General features: G+C 36.2%; 21 protein-coding genes. 11 read left to right on the plus strand and 10 right to left on the minus strand.

The window, feature by feature from the left end; genetic code table 11:
* Positions 1-19 precede the first annotated feature (19 nt).
* Positions 20-685, plus strand: a complete 666-nt coding sequence (locus ACFVT8_RS15620; protein WP_387083424.1) for a hypothetical protein — start codon at positions 20-22, stop codon at positions 683-685.
* A 100-nt stretch (positions 686-785) separates the two neighbouring features.
* Here ACFVT8_RS15620 and ACFVT8_RS15625 read toward each other — a convergent pair whose 3' ends face one another.
* Complete coding sequence (locus ACFVT8_RS15625) at positions 786-1,295, minus strand: hypothetical protein (protein WP_387083425.1); 510 nt, start codon at positions 1,293-1,295, stop codon at positions 786-788.
* Between the two features lie 14 nt (positions 1,296-1,309).
* Positions 1,310-1,999 (minus strand): B3/B4 domain-containing protein, encoded by a 690-nt coding sequence (locus tag ACFVT8_RS15630; RefSeq protein WP_387083426.1) that lies wholly within the window; start codon positions 1,997-1,999, stop codon positions 1,310-1,312.
* Positions 2,000-2,058: 59 nt separating this feature from the next.
* Between ACFVT8_RS15630 and queG the strand changes: the two genes are divergently transcribed.
* Both queG and trmL read left to right on the plus strand, forming a co-directional pair.
* Positions 2,059-3,189 carry a tRNA epoxyqueuosine(34) reductase QueG gene (gene queG / locus ACFVT8_RS15635; protein WP_387083427.1) on the plus strand — a complete coding sequence of 377 codons (1,131 nt, stop codon included), beginning with the start codon at positions 2,059-2,061 and terminating at the stop codon, positions 3,187-3,189.
* Between the two features lie 13 nt (positions 3,190-3,202).
* A complete protein-coding gene (gene trmL, locus ACFVT8_RS15640; protein WP_049668897.1) occupies positions 3,203-3,676 on the plus strand; it encodes a tRNA (uridine(34)/cytosine(34)/5-carboxymethylaminomethyluridine(34)-2'-O)-methyltransferase TrmL in 474 nt (157 codons plus the stop codon).
* Positions 3,677-3,847: 171 nt separating this feature from the next.
* Here trmL and ACFVT8_RS15645 read toward each other — a convergent pair whose 3' ends face one another.
* Entirely contained in the window at positions 3,848-4,693 is an 846-nt protein-coding gene (locus tag ACFVT8_RS15645; protein ID WP_387083428.1) for a VOC family protein, read from the minus strand.
* A 521-nt stretch (positions 4,694-5,214) separates the two neighbouring features.
* Here ACFVT8_RS15645 and ACFVT8_RS15650 point away from each other — a divergent pair.
* Positions 5,215-5,391, plus strand: coding sequence for a hypothetical protein (locus ACFVT8_RS15650; RefSeq protein WP_170939047.1), 177 nt, complete (start codon positions 5,215-5,217; stop codon positions 5,389-5,391).
* Between the two features lie 84 nt (positions 5,392-5,475).
* Positions 5,476-6,306 (plus strand): aldo/keto reductase, encoded by an 831-nt coding sequence (locus tag ACFVT8_RS15655; protein ID WP_387083429.1) that lies wholly within the window; start codon positions 5,476-5,478, stop codon positions 6,304-6,306.
* A gap of 52 nt (positions 6,307-6,358) precedes the next feature.
* On the opposite strand, the gene ACFVT8_RS15660 is transcribed toward ACFVT8_RS15655, so the two are convergent.
* The 3 genes from ACFVT8_RS15660 to ACFVT8_RS15670 form a co-directional block, all read right to left on the minus strand.
* A complete protein-coding gene (locus tag ACFVT8_RS15660) occupies positions 6,359-8,533 on the minus strand; it encodes a 5'-nucleotidase C-terminal domain-containing protein (protein ID WP_387083430.1) in 2,175 nt (724 codons plus the stop codon).
* Positions 8,534-9,094: 561 nt separating this feature from the next.
* The gene (locus ACFVT8_RS15665; RefSeq protein ID WP_387083431.1) at positions 9,095-9,931 is read right to left on the minus strand and encodes an RluA family pseudouridine synthase; all 837 of its coding nucleotides are present in this window, start codon (positions 9,929-9,931) and stop codon (positions 9,095-9,097) included.
* A 54-nt stretch (positions 9,932-9,985) separates the two neighbouring features.
* Positions 9,986-10,411: a disulfide oxidoreductase gene (locus tag ACFVT8_RS15670; RefSeq protein ID WP_132364075.1), complete on the minus strand. Its 426-nt coding sequence runs from the start codon at positions 10,409-10,411 to the stop codon at positions 9,986-9,988.
* 232 nt (positions 10,412-10,643) lie between these two features.
* Here ACFVT8_RS15670 and ACFVT8_RS15675 point away from each other — a divergent pair, with 232 nt between their 5' ends.
* Entirely contained in the window at positions 10,644-11,759 is a 1,116-nt protein-coding gene (locus ACFVT8_RS15675; RefSeq protein ID WP_387083432.1) for a GAF domain-containing sensor histidine kinase, read from the plus strand.
* Positions 11,760-11,770: 11 nt separating this feature from the next.
* Positions 11,771-12,418, plus strand: coding sequence for a response regulator (locus ACFVT8_RS15680; protein ID WP_387083433.1), 648 nt, complete (start codon positions 11,771-11,773; stop codon positions 12,416-12,418).
* Between the two features lie 73 nt (positions 12,419-12,491).
* Here ACFVT8_RS15680 and ACFVT8_RS15685 read toward each other — a convergent pair whose 3' ends face one another.
* Positions 12,492-13,613, minus strand: coding sequence for a response regulator (locus tag ACFVT8_RS15685; protein WP_387083434.1), 1,122 nt, complete (start codon positions 13,611-13,613; stop codon positions 12,492-12,494).
* Positions 13,614-14,217: 604 nt separating this feature from the next.
* On the opposite strand from ACFVT8_RS15685, the gene ACFVT8_RS15690 reads away from it, so the two are divergent.
* The gene (locus ACFVT8_RS15690) at positions 14,218-15,138 is read left to right on the plus strand and encodes a helix-turn-helix transcriptional regulator (RefSeq protein WP_387083435.1); all 921 of its coding nucleotides are present in this window, start codon (positions 14,218-14,220) and stop codon (positions 15,136-15,138) included.
* A gap of 67 nt (positions 15,139-15,205) precedes the next feature.
* Entirely contained in the window at positions 15,206-15,949 is a 744-nt protein-coding gene (locus ACFVT8_RS15695) for a zinc ribbon domain-containing protein (protein WP_387083436.1), read from the plus strand.
* 332 nt (positions 15,950-16,281) lie between these two features.
* Here the strand turns inward: ACFVT8_RS15695 and ACFVT8_RS15700 are convergent, their stop codons facing one another.
* From ACFVT8_RS15700 to ACFVT8_RS15710, 3 genes are all read right to left on the minus strand, one after another.
* On the minus strand, positions 16,282-17,619 hold the full coding sequence (locus ACFVT8_RS15700) for a hemolysin family protein (RefSeq protein ID WP_387083437.1): 1,338 nt from the start codon (positions 17,617-17,619) through the stop codon (positions 16,282-16,284).
* A gap of 532 nt (positions 17,620-18,151) precedes the next feature.
* The gene (locus ACFVT8_RS15705; RefSeq protein WP_387083438.1) at positions 18,152-18,565 is read right to left on the minus strand and encodes a hypothetical protein; all 414 of its coding nucleotides are present in this window, start codon (positions 18,563-18,565) and stop codon (positions 18,152-18,154) included.
* A gap of 232 nt (positions 18,566-18,797) precedes the next feature.
* Complete coding sequence (locus tag ACFVT8_RS15710; protein WP_387083439.1) at positions 18,798-19,001, minus strand: YheE family protein; 204 nt, start codon at positions 18,999-19,001, stop codon at positions 18,798-18,800.
* 324 nt (positions 19,002-19,325) lie between these two features.
* On the opposite strand from ACFVT8_RS15710, the gene ACFVT8_RS15715 reads away from it, so the two are divergent.
* The gene (locus ACFVT8_RS15715) at positions 19,326-20,468 is read left to right on the plus strand and encodes a DUF445 domain-containing protein (RefSeq protein ID WP_387083440.1); all 1,143 of its coding nucleotides are present in this window, start codon (positions 19,326-19,328) and stop codon (positions 20,466-20,468) included.
* Between the two features lie 17 nt (positions 20,469-20,485).
* Complete coding sequence (locus ACFVT8_RS15720; RefSeq protein ID WP_387083441.1) at positions 20,486-20,830, plus strand: YlbF family regulator; 345 nt, start codon at positions 20,486-20,488, stop codon at positions 20,828-20,830.
* Positions 20,831-21,019: the final 189 nt, after the last annotated feature.

Genomic DNA, 21,019 nt, shown 5'->3' on the forward strand with positions numbered 1-21,019 from the left:
ATTCGGAGGGAAAAAGGTAATGAAGAAAGCTTTATTATTACTTCTAGCAGTTATGCTAGTTGGATGTTCCGGAGAGGGAACAGAGAAGAAAAAAGAGGCAGATGTAAAAAAAGAAGATGTTGTAGAGAAAGAACCAGCTGAGGAAAAGAAAGTCGTTCCAGTAAAATTTGAAGAGGTTGATCCTGAATCTAAGGCTGCGGTAGAAAAGCTTGTTAAAAAATACAATGTCAAAGTTGATGTATTTAAACAGGATCCAGAAGATCCAATCGAAATAGACAAGATTTCAGAACCAATTACTAGTGAACTGAATAAAGAAGAGAATAATACATTCTCACAAATCTTATTGGAAACTGATTTTAAACAATATAAGGGTCATTATAAAGTAGAAGCTAAATATAACAATGATAAAAAAATAATTGGATACGGTGTTTCTATGGAAGGAGTGCCAGAAAACGAAGTAAATGAAGATGGAGATGAATGGGGAGAAGGACTTTCCTCCGCTATATCAATGGCTGCTATATTAGGAGTGAATGTGGATAAACTTATTGATGAATTAGATAAAGCTGGAAATGAGAATAAAGGTACTCATACTTATACTGATTCTAATACTAATCATAATGTAACTTTTCTTATTGCTGACATGGATTTAGGAAAAATTGGGATTAATTTTGATTTAACAAAGTAGAAAAAAGCATCCAAAAATAAGCTGCACTCCAATTGTTAAACTCAATTGGAAGTGCAGTTCAAAAAGGATGCTTTTTTTATTGCAGTATTTTATGATCTGATTAGAAATAACGAGAATCATCGAAGTTAATTTCAACACTATAATTCTTTGCATTGATAAGATTCGATAATTTATGTGCATCTTTTTCTAGTGTAATAGCACGTTCACGATACTCATCTGGCTCATACATAGCAATTTCATAAAGCATTGTAGTTTCACCATAGCCCGTTCGTACACTTTCTTTTTCATGCATACTAAACTCCTTGCAAAGCTCGGCATCTGCGCGGAGTTGTGTAGCGAGTTCAATCGCTTCAACTAATGCTAGTTTTTCCCCTTTAAAGTCTACTGTGTTTTTTATATTTGCTTCGTATACTAAACGATCTAATGTACGAACATCGAGACGTACTTGAGCCAATTCAGCTTCAATTACTGTCATTGCCCGATTACTTGTTTTAGGTGCTTGTCCCTTTTCAACAGTTACAAAAGCGCTACGTTCTAATTCGCCAATAAGCTCCTGTACTTTTTTTGCTAAAATACTTTTTAGCTTAACGGCTTCTGCAAGATTAATCATGAAAACACGTCCTTTTACAATGTAGTAGATGGTGCTGCGTTTGTTAAGAGGGCCATTTTATATTCGCCGCCATGAATTTGGTTAAACATCTTACCGGCAGATTCTAGAAGCTTATTCGCATTTTCTTCTGACAAAGATGGGCGAAGATAGAAAATATGTAGAGCTTCAGTCGTTTCCTCTGTAACAGACGTACGTTTAGAATCGACAAATGGTGACCCAAATGCTCCTTCAGTATCACAACTATAAAGGATATTTTTTAATGCATTAAAACGACCATTTAAGCCTTCATAGCCAGTGTCCTCATTGCCAAGTGCAATTTCTATATTTCCTTGTAGTTCAGCTACATCATATAAGCCTACTGGAATTTCATATTGGAGGGAGAAGAAATTATTTAAATCAACACCAGAGTGAAGTGGTGTTAAATAATTTTGCTTACTAATTCGGCGCATTAAGCTTTCTGCTGAGTGACGATAGCGGTTCGGATCTGCACCAAGCTTTTTCCATAGTTGTCGCCATTCTGCGATACCCTCCCGTTGCGTTACAGGATTATCTTGCATTTCTAAAAATAGATTTTCCTGATACAATTGCATGCGACCTTTAATCATTTGAGGAGATTCTGCAACGACAATTTTGGTATAATGAATAATGCCGATTTTAAGCTCGGGATGTTGTGTCAATAGAGATTGATTAATTGAAATGTCCATAAAACATCACCTACTTTATCTATTTCTATTATTGTACCATGTAAGGAGTTGGAAATAAAATGAACATACATGACCTACAACGTGAATTTGTGGCGTATGCAATGTCCATTGGTGTAGATAAAATTGGCTTTACAACAGCAGCTCCTTTTACTGAAATGAAAAATAGACTGCGCCGCCAGCAAGAACTTGGCTATCAGTCTGGCTTTGAAGAAAGTGATATAGAAAAACGTACCGAACCCCTACAATTGTTAGAAGGAGCAGAGAGTATTGTGGCGATAGCTGTAGCATATCCGTCACGTATGCAAAATGCACCTGTTGGCAAGAAGGGAGCAAGACGCGGAATTTTTTGCCGTGCTTCCTGGGGGATCGATTATCATACAGCATTACGTGAGCGATTGAAATTATTATCAGCCTGGCTTGAAGAACGCGTAGAAGGTGTTCGTATTGAATCAATGGTTGATACGGGGGCACTTGTCGATAGGGCAGTTGCGGAACGTGCAGGGATAGGTTGGAGCGGAAAAAACTGCTCGATCATTTCGCCTGAGTTCGGTTCCTATGTATATTTAGGAGAGCTCATCACGAATATCCCTTTTGCTCCTGATAAGCCTATGGAGGATGAATGCGGGGATTGCCGCTTATGTTTAGATGTTTGTCCAACAGGCGCGTTAATCGAGGGAGGGCAGCTAGACTCTCAACGTTGTATAGCCTTTTTAACACAAACTAAGGGAATGCTACCTGATGAGTTTCGTACCCATATTGGTAATCGTTTGTATGGCTGCGATACATGCCAGACCGTATGCCCAAAGAATAAAGGAAAGATTAACTGGATGCATGAGGAATTTAAACCTGATCCAGAGCTTGCCAAGCCATTACTTGTACCACTTTTAACAATTTCAAATCGTGACTTTAAAGAAAAGTTTGGACATGTTTCTGGTTCATGGCGAGGGAAAAAGCCAATTCAACGCAATGCTATTTTGGCACTTGCACACTTCAAAGAAGAAGCTGCGGTCCCAGACTTAGTAGCACTTCTTGAAAAGGATGAACGACCTGTAATTCGAGGGACTGCAGCATGGGCTTTAGGCAAGATAGGCGGGGAGCAGGCTCAATCCGCATTACTTAAGGCAAACGCACAAGAACAAGACGAGGAAGTACTCGTTGAAATTAATAAAGGTTTACAATTTTTTAGTTAAGGAAGTGTACCGTATGCCATTGCATATAGTTTTATATCAACCAGAAATTCCAGCAAATACAGGAAATATTGCACGCACATGTGCTGGAACAAATACGTCACTACATTTAATTCGTCCTCTTGGTTTTTCCACAGACGATAAAATGCTAAAACGTGCCGGCTTAGATTATTGGCATAGTGTCAATGTCGTGTATCACGATTCGCTAGAGGATTTTTTAGAGGCATCCAAAAATGGTGACGTTTATTTAATTGAGACCTATAGTGAAGAACCATTTACGACACATGATTTTAGTGATAAAGATCGTGATATTTACTTTATGTTTGGAAAAGAAACGACTGGCTTGCCAAAGGATTTTGCGTATGAGCGTAAAGATATGTGCTTACGTATTCCACAGAGTGAGCATGTTCGTTCACTTAATCTATCGAATACAGCAGCCATTGTTATTTATGAGGCATTGCGTCAACAAGGATATCCAGGGTTACATTAAAAAATGCAGTTCTCCATTGAGGAGAACTGCATTTTTTATTAGACGTGAAGGGATTCGAAAAGTGATGGTTAGAACCCCGCAAGCGACGGAAAGAATCTCACAAGCGCCGGATAAAACCCGTCAAGCGACGGATGCAATCCTCACCCCGACGGAAAACCTGTCAAATCACTCTTAAAATTTTAATAAAACAGTGATACCTGATGGATCTTCTGTTTGGAAACCTCCATCAATATCAGTAACAGGTGCACCAATTGCACGAAGATTTTCTTTCATTGTTGCTGCTTGCTCTTCATTATCTAGACGTAATGAAAATGTTTGTAAGCCAACCTGATTTTCACCAAGCTTTGGTGCGTTTTCAGAGTGCCAAGTGTTTAAACCGATATGATGATGATAGCGGCCAGTTGAGATGAATAAAGCTTGTGCTCCATAGCGAGTGACAATATCAAATCCTAATCCTTTTGTATAAAATTCCTCTGCGGCAGCTAAATTAGAAACAGATAAATGAATATGCCCCATAACCGTATCGGCTGGAAGGCCATTCCATCTACCGTCACCTTCCTCCAAGATAGAACGGATTTTAAGAGGTTCAGTCACCATATGCACTTGATCGAAATGCCAAGTCCATTCATTTTCAGGGCGATCCGCATAAACCTCAATGCCATTATTATCAGGATCATTTAAATAAAGTGCTTCACTTACATCATGGTCAGATGCTCCAAAGTACACGCCATTGTTATGAAAATGAGTAATAATATTCGCTAAATCACGACGAGTTGGCAGTAAAATTGCAAAGTGATAAAGTCCAGTTGTTAAGCTCGTTTTTTCTTCAACTGTTTCGGGTTGGACGATTGTCAGTAAAGCTGTTTTGCCATCAGCAGTTAGAGTTGCTCTATGAGACTCCTGATGTAAAACTTTAAAGCCAATTACCTCCTGATAATAAGTTAATGAACGTTGTAAATCGCTCACTTTAATTTCAACATTTGTAACATATGTGTTAGGTTTCTCATGAAAATGCATAGTAAATTACCTCCAAAATTTAAGTTATCATTAATTATCAAGTTACTTTATGTAAGTAAGTTTATTTTATAAAGTATAGAATGTCAAGTAATTATATTGTTCCAAATAAATAAGAGAAGTAACAAAGTGGCTCATCGGACCATTAGGAAAACACTCAGTCATAACGGAAATCAACCACTCGCTTTGCCAAAGAGCAAACTTTATCTAAAATGACTTTGCTGTAATAGTTTTAAACAAAAAAACCACTAAGCATATATTCATGCTTAGTGATTTTTTTGAGATATTATTTGTCTGCTCTGTAGTCGCCTTCATAACCAGCAGTAAAAATTGCAGCTAAGAACGCAACAGTTACACCAATAATTAATAGTAAACTCATGGAAGTACCCTCCTCATGTTTATAAAGACATCTCTTTTTAGTATAGCCTATCTACTATAAAAATGAAACGACGTAGCGGAATAAAATATGTCAGAAATGGTTCGGAAATAACTATTTAGGGAAAACTATAAGAGAGGTGATAATAGTGGAAAAAAAGGTTCCAAACATCGAAAATGGTACAATGGCTAGAAATTTTAAAGATTTACAGGATTTAGGGAAGCAGATGGAGCATTTACGTGATGGTCAAGAGCTTATAGAAGACGATCGAATTCCAGACCCTATCCAAGTGGATGATTATGAAGAGAAAGCAGAAGAACAATAAGTAATTCCCCCGGAAACTTTCCTGATGTTTCTTAAAACCAATTTTTTGTATAATGGTACTAGGAAAAGAAAGGGGTTGTTATTCTTGAATTTACAATCAACAAAAACATTAACAAACGGTGTGGAAATGCCTCGCTTTGGCTTAGGTGTTTATAAAATGACAGAGCGTGATGAGACTTTGCAGGCTATTGATAAAGCTCTTAAATATGGCTACCGAGCTATTGATACGGCATCGCTTTATGGAAATGAGGCTGAGGTGGGTGAAGCTATTCGTCATTCAGGTGTTAAACGTGAGGATATTTTTGTGACGACAAAGGTTTGGAATAATGACCAAGGTTATGATGAAACATTACGAGCTTTTGAAGTATCTTTGAAAAAGTTAAATATGGATTATTTAGATTTATATTTAACGCATTGGGCAGTTCCAGAAACATTTGAAGAAACGTATAGAGCAATTGAACGTTTATATGATGAAAAATTAATTCGTGCAACAGGGGTTTCAAATCACCATGAGCATCAACTACAAAAACTATTAGCTAAAGCAAATATAGCACCGATGGTCAATCAAGTAGAGGTGCACCCATATTTACAGCAAGACGCATTACGAGCATTTTGTAGTGAGCATGGAATTGCTGTTACGGCATGGTCTCCATTAGGTCGTGGTGGAGTACTTGATAATCCAACAATTATGGAAATTAGTCGCGAAATAGGGAAGACAGCTGCACAGGTAGTGCTGCGCTGGCATTTGCAAAATAATACACTTGTTATTCCAAAATCTGTGACACCTAATCGAATTGAGGAAAACGCACAGATTTTTGATTTTGAATTAACACTAGCTCAAATGGATAAAATTGCGGCGTTAAATCGTAATGAACGATTTGGGCAGGACCCTGATAACTTTAAATTTAATTTTTAGTGCAATAGAAAATCCCGCTCTCTAATGTGAGAAGCGGGATTTTGTAAATATATTATTTAGATTCTTTTACAAAAGGAATGTAGTTAGAAAGCATTTTTGCCATATGTGCACGTGTTGCATTGTTACTAGGCATAAATTTGCCGTTTACGCCGCTAACAATCTTTAAGTCTTTCATAAGTGCAATAGCATTTTGAGTTTCAGCGTTATATTGAGAAATATCACTGAAATCTGCTTTTAAACCAGTTTTTGCATCGTGTTGTAGGTTGTATGCACGAGCAAACATTAATGCAAGTTGAGCACGAGTTACTTTTGTATTAGGATTGAATTTACCATTCACACCTTGTACAATTCCTGCTTCAGCAAGTGCTGTAATTTCCTTTTGTGTTGCAGGATTTACATTCGCAAGATCAGAGAATGTTGTTTGACCTTTTGCTTCAAGCTTTAAGGCACGCGCGATAAAAGATGCAGCTTGTGCACGAGTTAAGTTTGTGTTCGGTGAATATGTTGTTGCAGTAGTACCATTTGTTAAATCACGGTAATAAAGATCACGAACATAGCCAGCTGTTTCTGAACCTTTTGCGATATCTTTAAATGGAATTGTTGCAATAATACGTCCTTCTACTTTTGGATCAACTTTTTTCAGCGTATCTAAGTGTTCGATAAACATTTCATAGTCAATTGTACCAGGCTCACTTACACGGCCGTCCGCATATACTTTTGCCAGTGTATCGTAGCCGTCGCCACCTTTAGCAGTAAATGTATTTGTTGCCCCTTTATAATAGGTTGCTTTATCAATCTCTTTACCATTTAATTTAATAGATTTTACACGTTTACCAGCTGGTGCTTTTCCATCAAATTCTACTTGTAAACCAGAGAAGTGTAGGAAGCCACCAGATTCTTTCGGAAACTCTTTCACACTATGTTCAACAATATCATACATTTCAGCACCAGTTAATTTTACGATACCAAGTGCATTACCAAATGGCATAACTGTCATAACCTCACCAACAGTGATATCTCCTGCATCAATACCAGCGCGGATACCACCACCATTTTGGAATGCAAATTGTACTTCTGGATCAATTTTTTTAGCACCAGCAAGCATACCATCAGTAATTAAGTTACCAAGGTTTGTTTCTCCAGCACGTACGCCCCAAAGACCACGACCACCATTTAGTGGTGACACAGCTGTATTGCCTGTTGATTGATTTAATATTTTAGAAATTTGCTCTTTATATGGAGCTAAAAGTGCTGTAGCCTCAGGATCTGCTTCTACAGGCTTTTCTTTATCATTTAAAGCATGTAATTGACCGAAGTAATCAACAACTGCTCCGTTATCGTCGAATGTTAAATCTAATTCACCTAAATTTTCGCTATATTGACCTGTTTGAACGATAATTGTAGGGTTCTTATATGTTGTTTCAGCTTTCACAGGCTTGTCTAATTTTGTATGTGTATGACCACCTACGATTACGTCAATGCCTTCTACAGATTTCGCTAGTAATTGGTCATTATCCCAATCTGCTGAGTCATCGAATCCTATATGAGTAACTGCGATAATTTTGTTAACACCTTGCTTCTCGAATTCTGCTACTGCTTTTTTCGCAGAGTCGATATAGTTAGCGAATTGAACGTTAGCAACGCTTGAGATTGTAGGTGTTTCTTCTGTTGTTAAGCTGAAAATACCTACTTGTTCTCCATCGATTTCTTTAATGATACCGTCATAAATTTTACCGTTTTCAAAATCTTTTGTGACTGTTTTGAATTGTAAGCCATCGAATAAAGAATCTTTCGAAAAATCTAGATTTGATCCTAGTAATGGGAACTCTGCGCCCTTAACGAATTTAGCAAGTGCAGCATGTCCTTCTGGACTAGATCCTAAATCGAACTCATGGTTACCAAAAGTCATTGCATCGTAACCCATTAAGTTCATTAATTTCATATCAGCTTCTCCAGCAAATTCGTTAAAGTATAAAGTACCAGAGAAAACATCACCAGCATCTAAAAGAAGTGAATTTGCATTTGCAGCTCGAAGTTCTTTTACTTTTGTTGCACGCTTTGGAGCATCTTCAACGTGTGCATGCGTGTCATTTGAGTGTAGAATTGTTAATTTGAAATCATCTTTCTTAGCTGTTGGTGTTGCTTCCGCTGCATGTGCGGCAAAACCGGGTGTAGCTAGTAAACTCGCAACTAGAGTTGTTGCTGCAATACTTTTAACCCATTTCATCAATGAATTCCTCCTCATAATATGTCAGATGACTGACAATTTACTCTATTCTATCATGAAAAAAAACCACCGTCATTACCAATAATGGAAATGCATATTAAAATTACTGTAAAAAATATATTAAAGAAATGTTAAATAATATATTTATACTTTTTTAGAATTATAAGGATAATCACAAAAAATGGGTATGACATTTATTGAAACGTATACTACGTATATAAATTGATCTTCGTTCCGACTGGGCGACTCCTTGGGGATTAGCGATAGAGGAACGAAGGCTAAAACCATCACGTCTTTGATAACGCCTTCGTGACCAGCATCGTGCTGGCCCAAGACCCTGCAGCGTAGCGGATGTTTTCTGTGCGAAAGCGAAGCGGCAGCGATAAAAGCGCCCAGTCGGAACGGAAATCAACCCCACGTTATGGTGATGAGCCAATTATAAGTAAAGGAATAATACTTTTCTCGAAAATACAATGTCTTCAATGCAAATTTGAGCATACAAAAACTGCACCTAGAATTGTTAGCTGATATACAACAATTCTAGGTGCAGTACGATAATTACTACTGATCCTTTACAACGATTTGCTTATTTAAAAATGGATGCTCGAATTCCAATTGAATAGCATGGAGCTCATAATCCCCGCTTGCCGTTTCTCTTGCACCATACATTGTATCTCCAATAATCGGATGACCGATATGTGCTAGATGTACGCGAATTTGATGTGTTCTTCCTGTTTCAAGAATTAGATGGACAACACAAGAGCTTTTATAGCGCGCTACAACTTCGTAATGAGTAACCGCATGCTGTCCAGTTTTTGAAACGACACGTCTTGTTGCATGATGTCGGTCTTTTCCAATTCCTTCAGAAATCGTGCCGGATGAAGAGCGTAAATTCCCTTGTACCTCTGCCGCGTATGTTCGAATAATAGATTTTTCCTCAATCATACGGTCAAAGATTGACTTTGCTAATGGATGCTTTGCTACAAGTAACAAACCTTGTGTCCCTTTATCTAAACGATGTACATGCTCAGCATAAGTACCACCTTGCTCTTTAATATGAGCCATAACATGATTCATACAAGTGTGGGTATCACGTTCATCATTTGGATGTGTCGACATACCTTTTGGTTTAGAAACGATCAAACAATGGTCATCCTCATAGACGACATCAATTGCACAAACTGGTGTCGGTTGATAATTGGATGCCGGAATAGGAAATGTAAATTTTATTATTGTTCCTACCTGTAGTTGATCATTCCACTGAATAGGCTCACCGTCCATTGTTGTGATAGCCTTCGCCATTCGTAATTCATGGACTAGTTTTTTACCGAGTCTCCATTGATTACGTAATAGATCCTCGACTGTCAAATTATTCGTATTTATTTCATAGTGAAACATAGATCTTCCTCCGTAGAAAAGACCGTATTCCAAATGTAGAACACGGTCTCATAATTATTTTGCTGTTTTAGCAGCCTTCATTACATAAAAGCTTGCCCCTGCAATTAAAATAAATGCAGTTAGCGCTAAAAATGGGATTGTGATAAATCCTAACCAGTTAATATATTGACCAGTACATGAAACAAGACCACAAGATGGTGCAGTATCAGCTAAAAAACTTAGCTTTTGAATACCGTAATGGTAAAGTGATATACTGCCTCCCATAATGGCAAAAACAGCAGTTGTTACAGCAATACGTGCGTTTTTTTGAATAAAGGCAATAGTAGTCATAATGACAATTGGATACATGAAAATTCGTTGGAACCAACACATTTTACAAGGTTCATAATGACGGATTTCAGAAAAATATAAGGAACCCAGTGTTGCAACGACAGAGACAATCCAAATAAATAATAAGCCATTTTCTACTTTTTTAGACATATAAATTCTCTCCTTAGTATAACCATGTACTTGTTCGATTATAGTTGTTCTAGTTTTATATGTAAATTAGCTTACCTAAAATAAGGTATATTTTTATCACTTAAGCCTCGACATAAGTGCGTATGGAAAGAAGTTAAAAAATTTCAGTCTAAAGTATGAATGGCTGAGGCAGACGTTCCAGACTTTGAAATGTTATCATTAAAATTAGTAATGCCAAAGAAGAGGTGTTTTTGTGAGGGAGAACGATCATTCCAATATTGGTATTTTAAAAGAGATTGCAGAGTTATTAAACGAAGAAACTGAAATTGTGTCGATGTTAAAAGGAGCACTTGTGAAATTTTTAAATGGCACAAATTTTGAAACAGGCTGGATATTTTTTATCGATGAAAAAGGGCGCTCAGAGCTTGTTGTCCATGTCAATTTACCAGAGGCACTGGAGTATAAAAATTGCCATTACTTAGAAAAGGGAGGCTGTTGGTGTGTTTCCCGCTATCGTAATGAGGAATTAAAAAAAGCCTCAAATATTATTGAATGTCAACGTATTGAAAGTGCCATTGCAGCAAATGTTGGCGATCACGAAGGCATTACACATCATGCAACAGTGCCGCTTCAATCTGGACAAGAGCGTTTTGGTGTCTTAAATGTTGCATCGAAGGATACCGTGCGTTTTTCAGAGGAAGAGCTAGCATTACTTGAATCAGTTGCATTTCAGATGGGATCAGCTATTAAGCGTATTTTACTGACAAAACAGGAGCAGGAAATGGCACTTGTGAAGGAGCGCAATCGTCTAGCCCGAGATTTACATGATTCCGTGAATCAACTACTTTTTTCGGTAACATTAACGGCGAGAGCTGGTATTGAAATGACAAACGATAGTGATGTGAAGGAAACATTTAAGGAAATTCAACACTTAACACAGGATGCCTTAACAGAAATGCGTGCTCTTATTTGGCAGCTCCGTCCAAAAGGATTAGAAAATGGTTTACTTGAAGCGATAAAAGTGTATGCAGAAATGCTTGGCTTAAAGCTTCATGTAACGGTCTCAGGTGTACTGCAATTCCCATCACGTATCGAAGAAACATTATTTCGGGTAGCCCAAGAAGCACTTAATAATGTTCGGCGTCATGCAGGTGTTTTGGAGGCTGCACTTTATATTACGGTTACTTCTACAGATATTTTACTTGTTATTCGTGATGAGGGACGAGGCTTCGTCATCGATCATAACACGAAGCTACTTTCGATAGGCTTGCAATCCATAAAGGATCGTGCAAAATCAGTTGGTGGCAAAGCTGACTGGGTTAGTGAAATTGGCAAAGGAACAGAGCTGTTAATCCGCTTGCCATATTAGGGGGGAAGAGTATGATACGTGTTTTAATCGCAGATGATCATCATGTAGTACGTCGGGGATTATTATTTTTCTTAAAAACACAGAAAGATATTGAAGTTGTAGGAGAAGCGAAAAATGGACTTGAGGCAGTAGCTTTAGCGGAAAGTATACAGCCAGATATTATACTCATGGACTTAGTAATGCCTGAGATGGATGGGATTCAGGCAACAAAGCGCATTAAAGCTAAATTTCCGCAAATAGAAATTCTAATGCTGACAAGCTTTTCAGACCGTGATCATGTGGTGCCAGCTATGGAGGCAGGAGCTGCAGGCTATCAGTTGAAAGATATTGAACCTGATGAGTTGGTATTGTCCATTCGCCGTATTATGCGAGGCGAAAATACATTACATCCAGAAGCAACAACGACTTTAGAAATGGACCGACAAGAATCTAAAAATGCACCTCATGTTTTAAACCCACTAACACCTCGTGAACAGGATGTGCTTGCAGAGCTTACAAAAGGGAAAAGTAATCGAGAAATTGCGTCCTCTTTATTCGTTACAGAAAAAACAGTGAAAACTCATATTTCTAATATTTTCACGAAGCTACAAGTGCAGGATCGTACGCAGGCGGCTCTTTACGCTGTGAAGCACGGACTAACAGAGGCTAGTGGTATATAAAATGTGAAAAAATAAGTAAAACGGCGAGTTCCTACAAGTGTAGTAGCCCGTCGTTTTTTAATGAATGAATCCTTTATTTATTTTTGAACAAAAAATTGTTGGAAATATCAATTAATGTAGAGCTTGGCGAAATTGATAGATCATCTTTTAGCTTCTGTTCATAAGCGAGGAATACTTTGTATGCCTGTTCATGAAACCCCTCATTTATTAAAACGTGTAAATAGTGTTCAAGTTTTTGTTCATTATAGGGATCAAACTCCAATAGTCTGTTTAAAAAATTTAATGCTTTATCAATATCTGTTAGTAATGTTGCTTGAAAACCTTTATCTAATAAATCTATGTATGATTTCGTCAGCTTATCTTTATAGGCAGTAGCCCACTCATAATCATCATAAATGAGTAATCCATTTTTATAAATTGAGAGACATTGATTGATCAATGAAATTGGTGGGAAATCTAACTTCGTGAAATCCTCATAATAACTATGAAAGTCATATAAATCACAAAGAATATTGGGTTTCTCGAAGATATAGTATTTGTTTGAAAAGATAATACAGTTTGCATAACCTATATTACTTAAGGTTTTTCTTAAATAAGAAAGAGCGGTATGAAGATTCGATTTTGCTCGTACATAGTCTAAATCAGGCCATAGAATTTCAATTAAATAATCCCGATGAATAGGAATGTTTGGATGTAATATGAAATATACAAATAACTCCTTTGTTTTCTCGGTTTTGAAGGCAACCAAGCTGTTGTTGCTATATGCGGCAAATTGATTAAAGCATTGTACGTGTAACATAGTTTTCGAAGCTTTTTTAATCATTTGCTGAATGGAATATTCATGCTCGATACGAGAAATAGTTTTTTCTAAGCGAGCATGACTAATTGGTTTAAGCACGTAGTCAAGACCACCAATTTCATATGCTTGTAAAGCAAAGTCTTTATATGAAGTTATAAAAATAACGCTAACATGTGGACGATCAGTTTTGATAATATCAGCTAATTCAAGCCCAGTTAGTTCATTCAGCCTTGTCTCTAAAAAAATGACGTCAAATTCTAGTATTGGAAGCTCATTTAAAAATACTTCCACACTTGTAAAAGTTTGGATGACCTGTATTTGCTGAAATGCTTGTAGTTTATTTTGAAAATAGTGTAAAGCTAAAGGTTCATTGTCTATTAAAACGGCTCGAATCACATCAAAATCTCCTTTTTACAATTAAATTGAAAACCATTAAACTCTTTTGTTGTCTTTGAAAATGCTTTTCGAAGCACTAAAAAGTAAATTCCACATAAAATTAAAAGTCTGACACAAAATTTATCTCTTTGTATTCCGTTTCCATAAGGTAGTGTCGGGTCTTCTCATAAGCTATCTCTTCATATAGGATTTATCTGTTTAGCTTTTTCCTGATGATGGGTCGTGTTCCATGCTAAACCTTTTTACATAGAAATTTGGACTTCCACAAATATTTACTATAAAGTTTTCTACGTAATAGTTTTTAGCGTCCTTATAAAGAGGATAGAAATTTTATATGTTGTGTTAAGAGAATTGAAATAATTAAGCGTTTATTGTTAAAAACAACGGAGTAATAGTATAGATTATAAGTAACTATGTTGTTTTTTCTTATATAGTGAAAATAGTATAATGAATGTAATAATTTGTTAGGCGCTATTATAGTACATTTGACTTAAATAAAACTCAAAAAGTACTTAAAAAATACTTAAAATAGATTAGGAATTAGTAAGTGGAATGATGTAATTAGCAGAGGGGAAAATAAGGTTTAAAGTAAAGGAGTACAAATATGAAGTTAGAGCGTCTATTAACGATGACAATGATTTTAATAAATCGTAAAAAGGTGACAGCCCAAGAGCTTGCCGATTTATTTAATGTGTCAGTTCGTACTATTTATCGAGATATTGAAACATTGAGCTGTGCTGGGGTTCCTGTTATTAGCCAGCAGGGAGTTAATGGTGGGATTAGTTTAATTGAGGGTTATCGTGTGGATAAGCAAGTGTTAACGAAGGAAGAGCTTACCTCACTTTCTATTGCCATTAAAAGTGCACTAACAACGTACGAGGATTCACATGCCGAAGCAGTACTTGAAAAACTAACAGGTGTTGCGGATGAGAAAGTAAAACAATCTATCGATCAACTATTTATTGACCTTAGTCCTTGGGGGCCAAATGTTATTTTTAAGGAACAAATTACTCTATTAAAAAAATCAATTGAACACGAGCATTGTATAAGCTTTACGTATTCTACTACCCATGGTCGTATAACAAGACGATTACTAGAGCCACACACTTTAGTACAAAAGGGAAAAGTTTGGTATGTATATGGCTATTGCACATTGAGAGAAGATTTTCGCTTATTTAAAATTTCAAGAATGAAGGATATTAAAGAAGAGATGACGACATTCCAGCGCAAAGAAGTCAACTTGACTGAACTCCCGTGGGATAAAACGTGGCATCACCCTCAAAATATAGTAAACCTTACATTATCCTTCGATTCTGCAATAACGACATTAGTAGAAGAATCATTTGGCGCTGAGCATGTAGATAATGAGAGTTCAATTATTAAAATTTCTTTGCCTGAGGATGAATGGCTATATGGCTTTCTTCTTAGCTTTGGCCATCGCCTAAAAGTCTTAGAACCACCTCATATAAGTGAGATTGTGCGAAAACGAGCGCAGGAAATTGTTGAGTTGTATAAAGAACTTTAATTGATGACATACAGATGTCAGGTTTCCTTTGTTATAGTCATAACAAATAGAACGAAGGGTGGATTTAATGATGCAAAGTTATTGTCAAAGCTGTGGAATGCCATTAATGGATGAGGCATTACTTGGTACAGAAAAAGAAGGGCACAAAAGTCAGGATTATTGCAAATATTGTTATGAATTAGGAGAGTTCAAGCAGCCAAATCTAACAGTTCAAGAAATGATTGAAATTTGTGTACCGCATTTAAAGGAAGATGGTATGGCGGAAGAGGAAGCACGCCAAATGATGACGTCTTTTTTACCAAGCTTAAAGAGATGGAGAAAGCATGACATTAAAGAACCGATTGTGATGAACAAAGAATTATTTCGAATCATAGGAATTTCAGCACGAACAAGTAATGCGAATGAAATTACCTCTCAAGCAAAAATCCCGCAATTATGGTCTGATTTTTATCAGCAAGATGTAACGGGACAAATAGCTAATGCAATTAATCAAGTAACGTATGGTCTGTATTCTGATTACGAAACGGATGTTAATGGAGAGTATTTAATTACACTTGGGGTGGAAGTAGTAGCCGCCGACGAAATTCCTGAAAGTATGGTCGTAAAAACAATACCAGCTGCAAAATATTTAGTTTTTACTTCTGACAAAGGTCCTTTTGAAGAAGTTGTTGTAAAAGCTTGGCAGGATGTTTGGTCCTGGTTCGCAAGCTCAGATGTAGAGCGAACATACACAGGTGACTTTGAAATGTACGATGAAAGATGTGCCAACCCGCAGGAAGCTCAAGTCGATATTTATATTGCAATCAAATAATTCAACAAATTAAGCCCCTTATCTATGATTGATAAGGGGCTTGTTTCCCTCTAGTAAAACTTTCGGGCATTATAAAAACGACTCCCTTCTCGTGTAAGGGAGTCGTTTTTGCGTGTATATTCATTTTTTCATTAGAAGCTCTTGCAATAATAGGTTATGAGCAAAATACTATTTTTATCGCCCGGATCGTACAAGTTCGATGTTTATCTTACGAAGGCAAATACGATAAGGCAATTTATCTTCTTTCATTGCTTGTCCAATATCCGCTGAAATAGTGCATGTATAAAGCCGAATTCGGACGCAATGTAATTATGCCGAGGCATAATTGATTATTAGTCATTTACTTCACCGTTCTCATTTGATAAATCACTTTCAGGTATTTTCAGAACTTCTAAGTATAAAATATGGTGACCATCTAATTCTTTTGCGATAAATTCATAACCTTGTTCTTCAATACTGTCTCCTTCGACCGCATCAAAGCGCTCCGTCATGAACCAACCACCGATTGTATCTATATCATCATCTTCTATGTCAGTACCTAGCATATCATTAACGCTTTCAACTAGCATCTTCGCATCTAAAATAAAATGATCTTCTGCAATTTCCTGAACCTCTGGAATTTCATCTTCATCGAATTCATCTTGAATTTCGCCGACAATTTCCTCAATAATATCCTCAATCGTAACTAAACCAGATGTTCCGCCATATTCATCCATTAAAATGGCCATATGAATGCGTTCACGCTGTATTTTTAATAATAAATCGTTAATTTGCGTTGTTTCCATTACGCGAATAATCGGCTGCATATAGTCAATCACTAGCTTATCGCCATTTGCTGGGTCTTTAATGTAAGCAGTTAATAAGTGCTTCATATTGACTAAGCCGATAATATGGTCTTTGTCACCATCGATAATTGGGTAACGGGTATATTGCTCAACGCCCATTAAATCGAAAACTTCTCTAATCGTTAGTTCTTTTTCAATACCGACGATTTCAGTACGTGGGACCATGACTTCTTTTGCAAGACGATCAGAGAATTCAAAAATACTGTTCACATATTCATATTCAGAAGTATTAATTTCTCCACCTTTTAAACTATCCGACAAAATCATACGTAACTCTTCTTCAGTATGGGCTACTTCTGATTCTGACATCATTTTTAAGCCGAAAAGACCAGTTAAGCCACGTGCAGATCCATTCAACAGCTTAATGATTGGATACGTAATGTTGTGGAATAAAATTAATGGGCCTGACAAGTTTAATGTTACAAATTCTGCTTTTTGGATGGCTAATGTTTTTGGCGCCAATTCTCCTATAACAACATGCATAAAAGTAACAATTGAGAATGCAAGTATAAATGAAAGGACAGTAGTAATACTCTCACTCAAATTTAGAAACTCAAACACTGGATTCAAGATAATCTTAAATGTAGGCTCACCAAGCCAACCTAGACCTAAGGCAGTGATCGTAATACCTAACTGACATGCAGATAAGTATTCATCTAAATCTGAAATAACACGTTTTGCATTTTTTGCTTTTTTATTTCCTTCCGCAAGCAATTGATCAATGCGTGTAGATCTTACTTTAACGATTGCAAATTCGGTTGCAACGAAAAATCCTGTCATTATTATTAGTAGGGCGAATGCCGCCAACCTTATGGTTATTTCCAATATGTCTCCGTCCAAATAATCCCTTTGTCCCCGCCCGAATGAGGGAGGTAAACAAAGTGTACACCTCCTATGATTTAAAAAAATTGTTGAATGATTTAATCATAAAATATTTACATGCAAAACACAAATATTGACAACAATTTTTTTAACTTCTTTCATCAGGTGTTTGGACATTCGATGAAATAAAGGAACTCAGTCTAAGAACGCCACGTCTTGTTGCAATTTATCTGTGCGACAGCGGTAATTATGCTAAGGCATAATTGATTTGATTTTCCTACTATAAATTGAAGAAATTAATTAATTTCAAACACCAAAAGATTGAAAATAAAAATTTGTTATGCTAACTTTAAATGTAGCAAAGAAGATAGTTTGTTTGAAGAAAGAAGCATTTACATTCTCATATAAAACGACACGTCAAAAATCTCAAGAGAGCTTTACGTGCAGATTTTTTTAAATGAATTATTTTAATAGCACAAAAAAGGAGCTGTCTCATTTATATGAGGCGGCTCCTTTTGCATTAATTAATCATTTATTATTGTTGAAAACGTAATTTCAAGCAAGCTTTTTCCACATCGTGTAGCGTTTCTTTTACTGGTATTTCACCTGAGTAAAGTGAAATCGTAACAGGTGCTTTCTCTGTAATACCTTGCTGTGTAAAAATATAATTTTTGCCGTTATACGTTAAATATATATTTTTCGCAGTTCTTTTTCCGAAAGCACTAGTAGATGAATCGAAAAAACCTTTTAATTGACTGCAGTATTCATTGTAGAAATCACTTTTAAAGCCAGAAAGAGTTTCGAATTTTTTACTATCAATAGCTTCAGCTTCATTCGCTAACTCGAAGATTTTAGCCGAAAATTCGGAAAAAACTTCTTTTACTTTTGCACGAATTAATGCTTTTGAATTATAACTGTTTAAGTCATCAGATAGAGTGACTTTACTCATTGAAATAGCCTCCTGCATAAAAAACCTTTAGTACTTAATAACATAAATGTATAAGAAAAATAAGGGAATTTCAATATACTTAAACACTTTTAAGATAATAGCAGTGCGAAAGTTAGTGAAAAATAGGTGTTTTTATGCAGTGGGTAACAGGAAAATACTACCTGTGTCTTACTTTAGCGATTTTCTGTGCGAAAGTGATGCGGTAGCAATGATTAAGCCAAGAAGGAATTAATCAGTCGTAAACATGGTACAACATAAGCTCATGAATCATTTTTTTAACTTCCTCTTCGTTTGGAGGGATAGATCCCTTCCATTGTATTACGCCATCTTTTAAGTACTCCGCTGTATAACGTTCACGCTGATAAAAGAACGAAATAGACCAACCTGGAAGCTGTGAATTTTCAAATAAAGGCTTAAAGCTAAAATGCTGAATCATAACCAAACCCCATTTCTTATATATGTAATTAATATTATTCAAGGATAGTGGTAATTTTGCAACTCCAAATGTCAATCCTATAGTAATGAGCTGAAAAAGGATTTTTTGTTGATATTGCATAAGTATATACATTCTTACTCGACTCTCGCAGGAAAGTGAGTAGCCCGTAGCGGAAATCAGTATTTTAAAATTAATAAAGATGGATAAAAATAGTTAATATAATAGAGGGTATTTCTTTCGTAGAAAATCATTGCTCTGCTATAATTAGTGCATCAGGCGACAAATTACGCCAATAGTGAATACAATTGAAATGAGAGGATACTAATGGATAATTTTATAGTGACATTAATATTTATGGCAGTTATCGGTGCTGCAATCGGTGGTGTAACGAATCATCTAGCTATTAAAATGCTTTTTCGACCACATAATGCTATATATATTAAAAATTGGCGAGTGCCTTTTACACCAGGTCTTATTCCGAAACGACGTGACGAATTAGCAAAGCAACTTGGACTAACTGTTGTGAATTATTTATTAACACCTGAAACTTTTAGAAAGAAATTTTTCTCAAAGGATATTCAGGACAAGGTAGAACAGTTTGTACAAGCAAAGGTAGAAGAAACGGTTTTTACAAATGATAAAACAATTCAGGATTGGCTATCATTAGCTGGATTTTCCAATATGCCAGTAACAATTGAACAGAAGGTAGAAGCAATTGTTGAGGGACAATTTGAATCAGTTAAGAATACACTATCAACGAAATCAATTCGTACACTATTATCAGTAGATATTCAAAATACAATTGATGCAAAGATACCAGTAGCGGTTGATCATATTTTAGAAAAGGGTGAGGATTATTTTTTATCACCTGAGGGCGAACTGACAATTAAGGCGATGATTGATGACTTCTTATCGTCAAAAGGATCACTTGGTGGAATGATTAATATGTTTTTAGGTGATTCTTCGTCGCTCGTGGCAAAGGTTCAACGTGAACTTGTGAAACTTTTACAGGCACCAGGAACATCAACATTATTAACGAAAATTTTTACTCAAGAATTGGAAAAATTAAAAGATCGTCCAGCAATGGATTTCTTACAAGATATTCGTTTTGAATCAATATTATCGAAATTACAAACTTACGTAAAAGAACAATTAGCAGTTGAAGAGCGCTTGAATTATCCTATTTCGCATTACTGGCCAGAAGGTAATTCATGGATGAAGGAAACAGTAATCCCTCAAGCAATTGAAAAAGCTTTTGTAAAAGCTGAAGACAAACTAGAAGATGTTTTGAAACGCTTAAATTTACAAGAAGTAGTACGTGAGCAGGTTGATTCTTTCCCTGTAGAGAAATTAGAGGAGCTTGTACTCGGTATTTCAAAACGTGAGTTTAAAATGATTACAGTACTTGGTGCAGTACTTGGTGGATTGATTGGGATTGTCCAAGGCTTAATTGTTTACTTTATTTAAAAAGGAGAATTATGTTTATGATTAATATTTACAATGAAATTAATGCGTTAGAGGCAACTTTACGTAAAACACCTGAATTTGAAGCGTTGAAAGTAGCGGTGACAGCTGTTAAGGAAGATGAAGAGGCATCAAATATATTCAAAAATTTCCGTAAGGTTCAAATTGACTTACAGAAAAAGCAATTAAATGGCGAAGATATATTGGAAGATGAGCTTGTATACGCACAAAAAGCGGCACAGCTTGCACAACAAAATCTAAAAATTTCTGCAATGCTTGAGGCAGAAATGGAGCTGAGTAAGATTATTGAAGAAGTAAACCGTATTTTAATAAAACCTATTCAAGCATTGTATGAAGAATTTTAACAGCTAAGAAGTGCATCGAAGCGGCGGAAAAACATGATTTAGCGGAGAAGTTCAACATCCAAGCAACAGAACAACATGTTTAGCGTCGCAAACAAGAGTCCTGAAAAAGCAGATGCTATCATCGAGCTGATCAAACCAGCTTTCTTAGGCATAAAAATACTAATAGTTGCACATATAACAAGTAAGAAG

It is taken from the genome of Lysinibacillus sp. NPDC058147 (genome assembly GCF_042884205.1).
Classification (GTDB): Bacteria; Bacillota; Bacilli; order Bacillales_A; family Planococcaceae; genus Lysinibacillus.

Coding starts and splice junctions, on each gene's coding strand:
- ACFVT8_RS15670 (WP_132364075.1), bottom strand. CDS start 10,411: ATGTCTAAAAAAGTAGAAAATGGCTTATTATTTATTTGGATTGTCTCT.
- ACFVT8_RS15710 (WP_387083439.1), bottom strand. CDS start 19,001: ATGATTCAGCATTTTAGCTTTAAGCCTTTATTTGAAAATTCACAGCTT.
- queG (WP_387083427.1), top strand. CDS start 2,059: ATGAACATACATGACCTACAACGTGAATTTGTGGCGTATGCAATGTCC.
- ACFVT8_RS15630 (WP_387083426.1), bottom strand. CDS start 1,999: ATGGACATTTCAATTAATCAATCTCTATTGACACAACATCCCGAGCTT.
- ACFVT8_RS15620 (WP_387083424.1), top strand. CDS start 20: ATGAAGAAAGCTTTATTATTACTTCTAGCAGTTATGCTAGTTGGATGT.
- trmL (WP_049668897.1), top strand. CDS start 3,203: ATGCCATTGCATATAGTTTTATATCAACCAGAAATTCCAGCAAATACA.
- ACFVT8_RS15705 (WP_387083438.1), bottom strand. CDS start 18,565: ATGAGTAAAGTCACTCTATCTGATGACTTAAACAGTTATAATTCAAAA.
- ACFVT8_RS15690 (WP_387083435.1), top strand. CDS start 14,218: ATGAAGTTAGAGCGTCTATTAACGATGACAATGATTTTAATAAATCGT.
- ACFVT8_RS15695 (WP_387083436.1), top strand. CDS start 15,206: ATGATGCAAAGTTATTGTCAAAGCTGTGGAATGCCATTAATGGATGAG.
- ACFVT8_RS15680 (WP_387083433.1), top strand. CDS start 11,771: ATGATACGTGTTTTAATCGCAGATGATCATCATGTAGTACGTCGGGGA.
- ACFVT8_RS15625 (WP_387083425.1), bottom strand. CDS start 1,295: ATGATTAATCTTGCAGAAGCCGTTAAGCTAAAAAGTATTTTAGCAAAA.
- ACFVT8_RS15715 (WP_387083440.1), top strand. CDS start 19,326: ATGGATAATTTTATAGTGACATTAATATTTATGGCAGTTATCGGTGCT.
- ACFVT8_RS15645 (WP_387083428.1), bottom strand. CDS start 4,693: ATGCATTTTCATGAGAAACCTAACACATATGTTACAAATGTTGAAATT.
- ACFVT8_RS15665 (WP_387083431.1), bottom strand. CDS start 9,931: ATGTTTCACTATGAAATAAATACGAATAATTTGACAGTCGAGGATCTA.
- ACFVT8_RS15660 (WP_387083430.1), bottom strand. CDS start 8,533: ATGAAATGGGTTAAAAGTATTGCAGCAACAACTCTAGTTGCGAGTTTA.
- ACFVT8_RS15720 (WP_387083441.1), top strand. CDS start 20,486: ATGATTAATATTTACAATGAAATTAATGCGTTAGAGGCAACTTTACGT.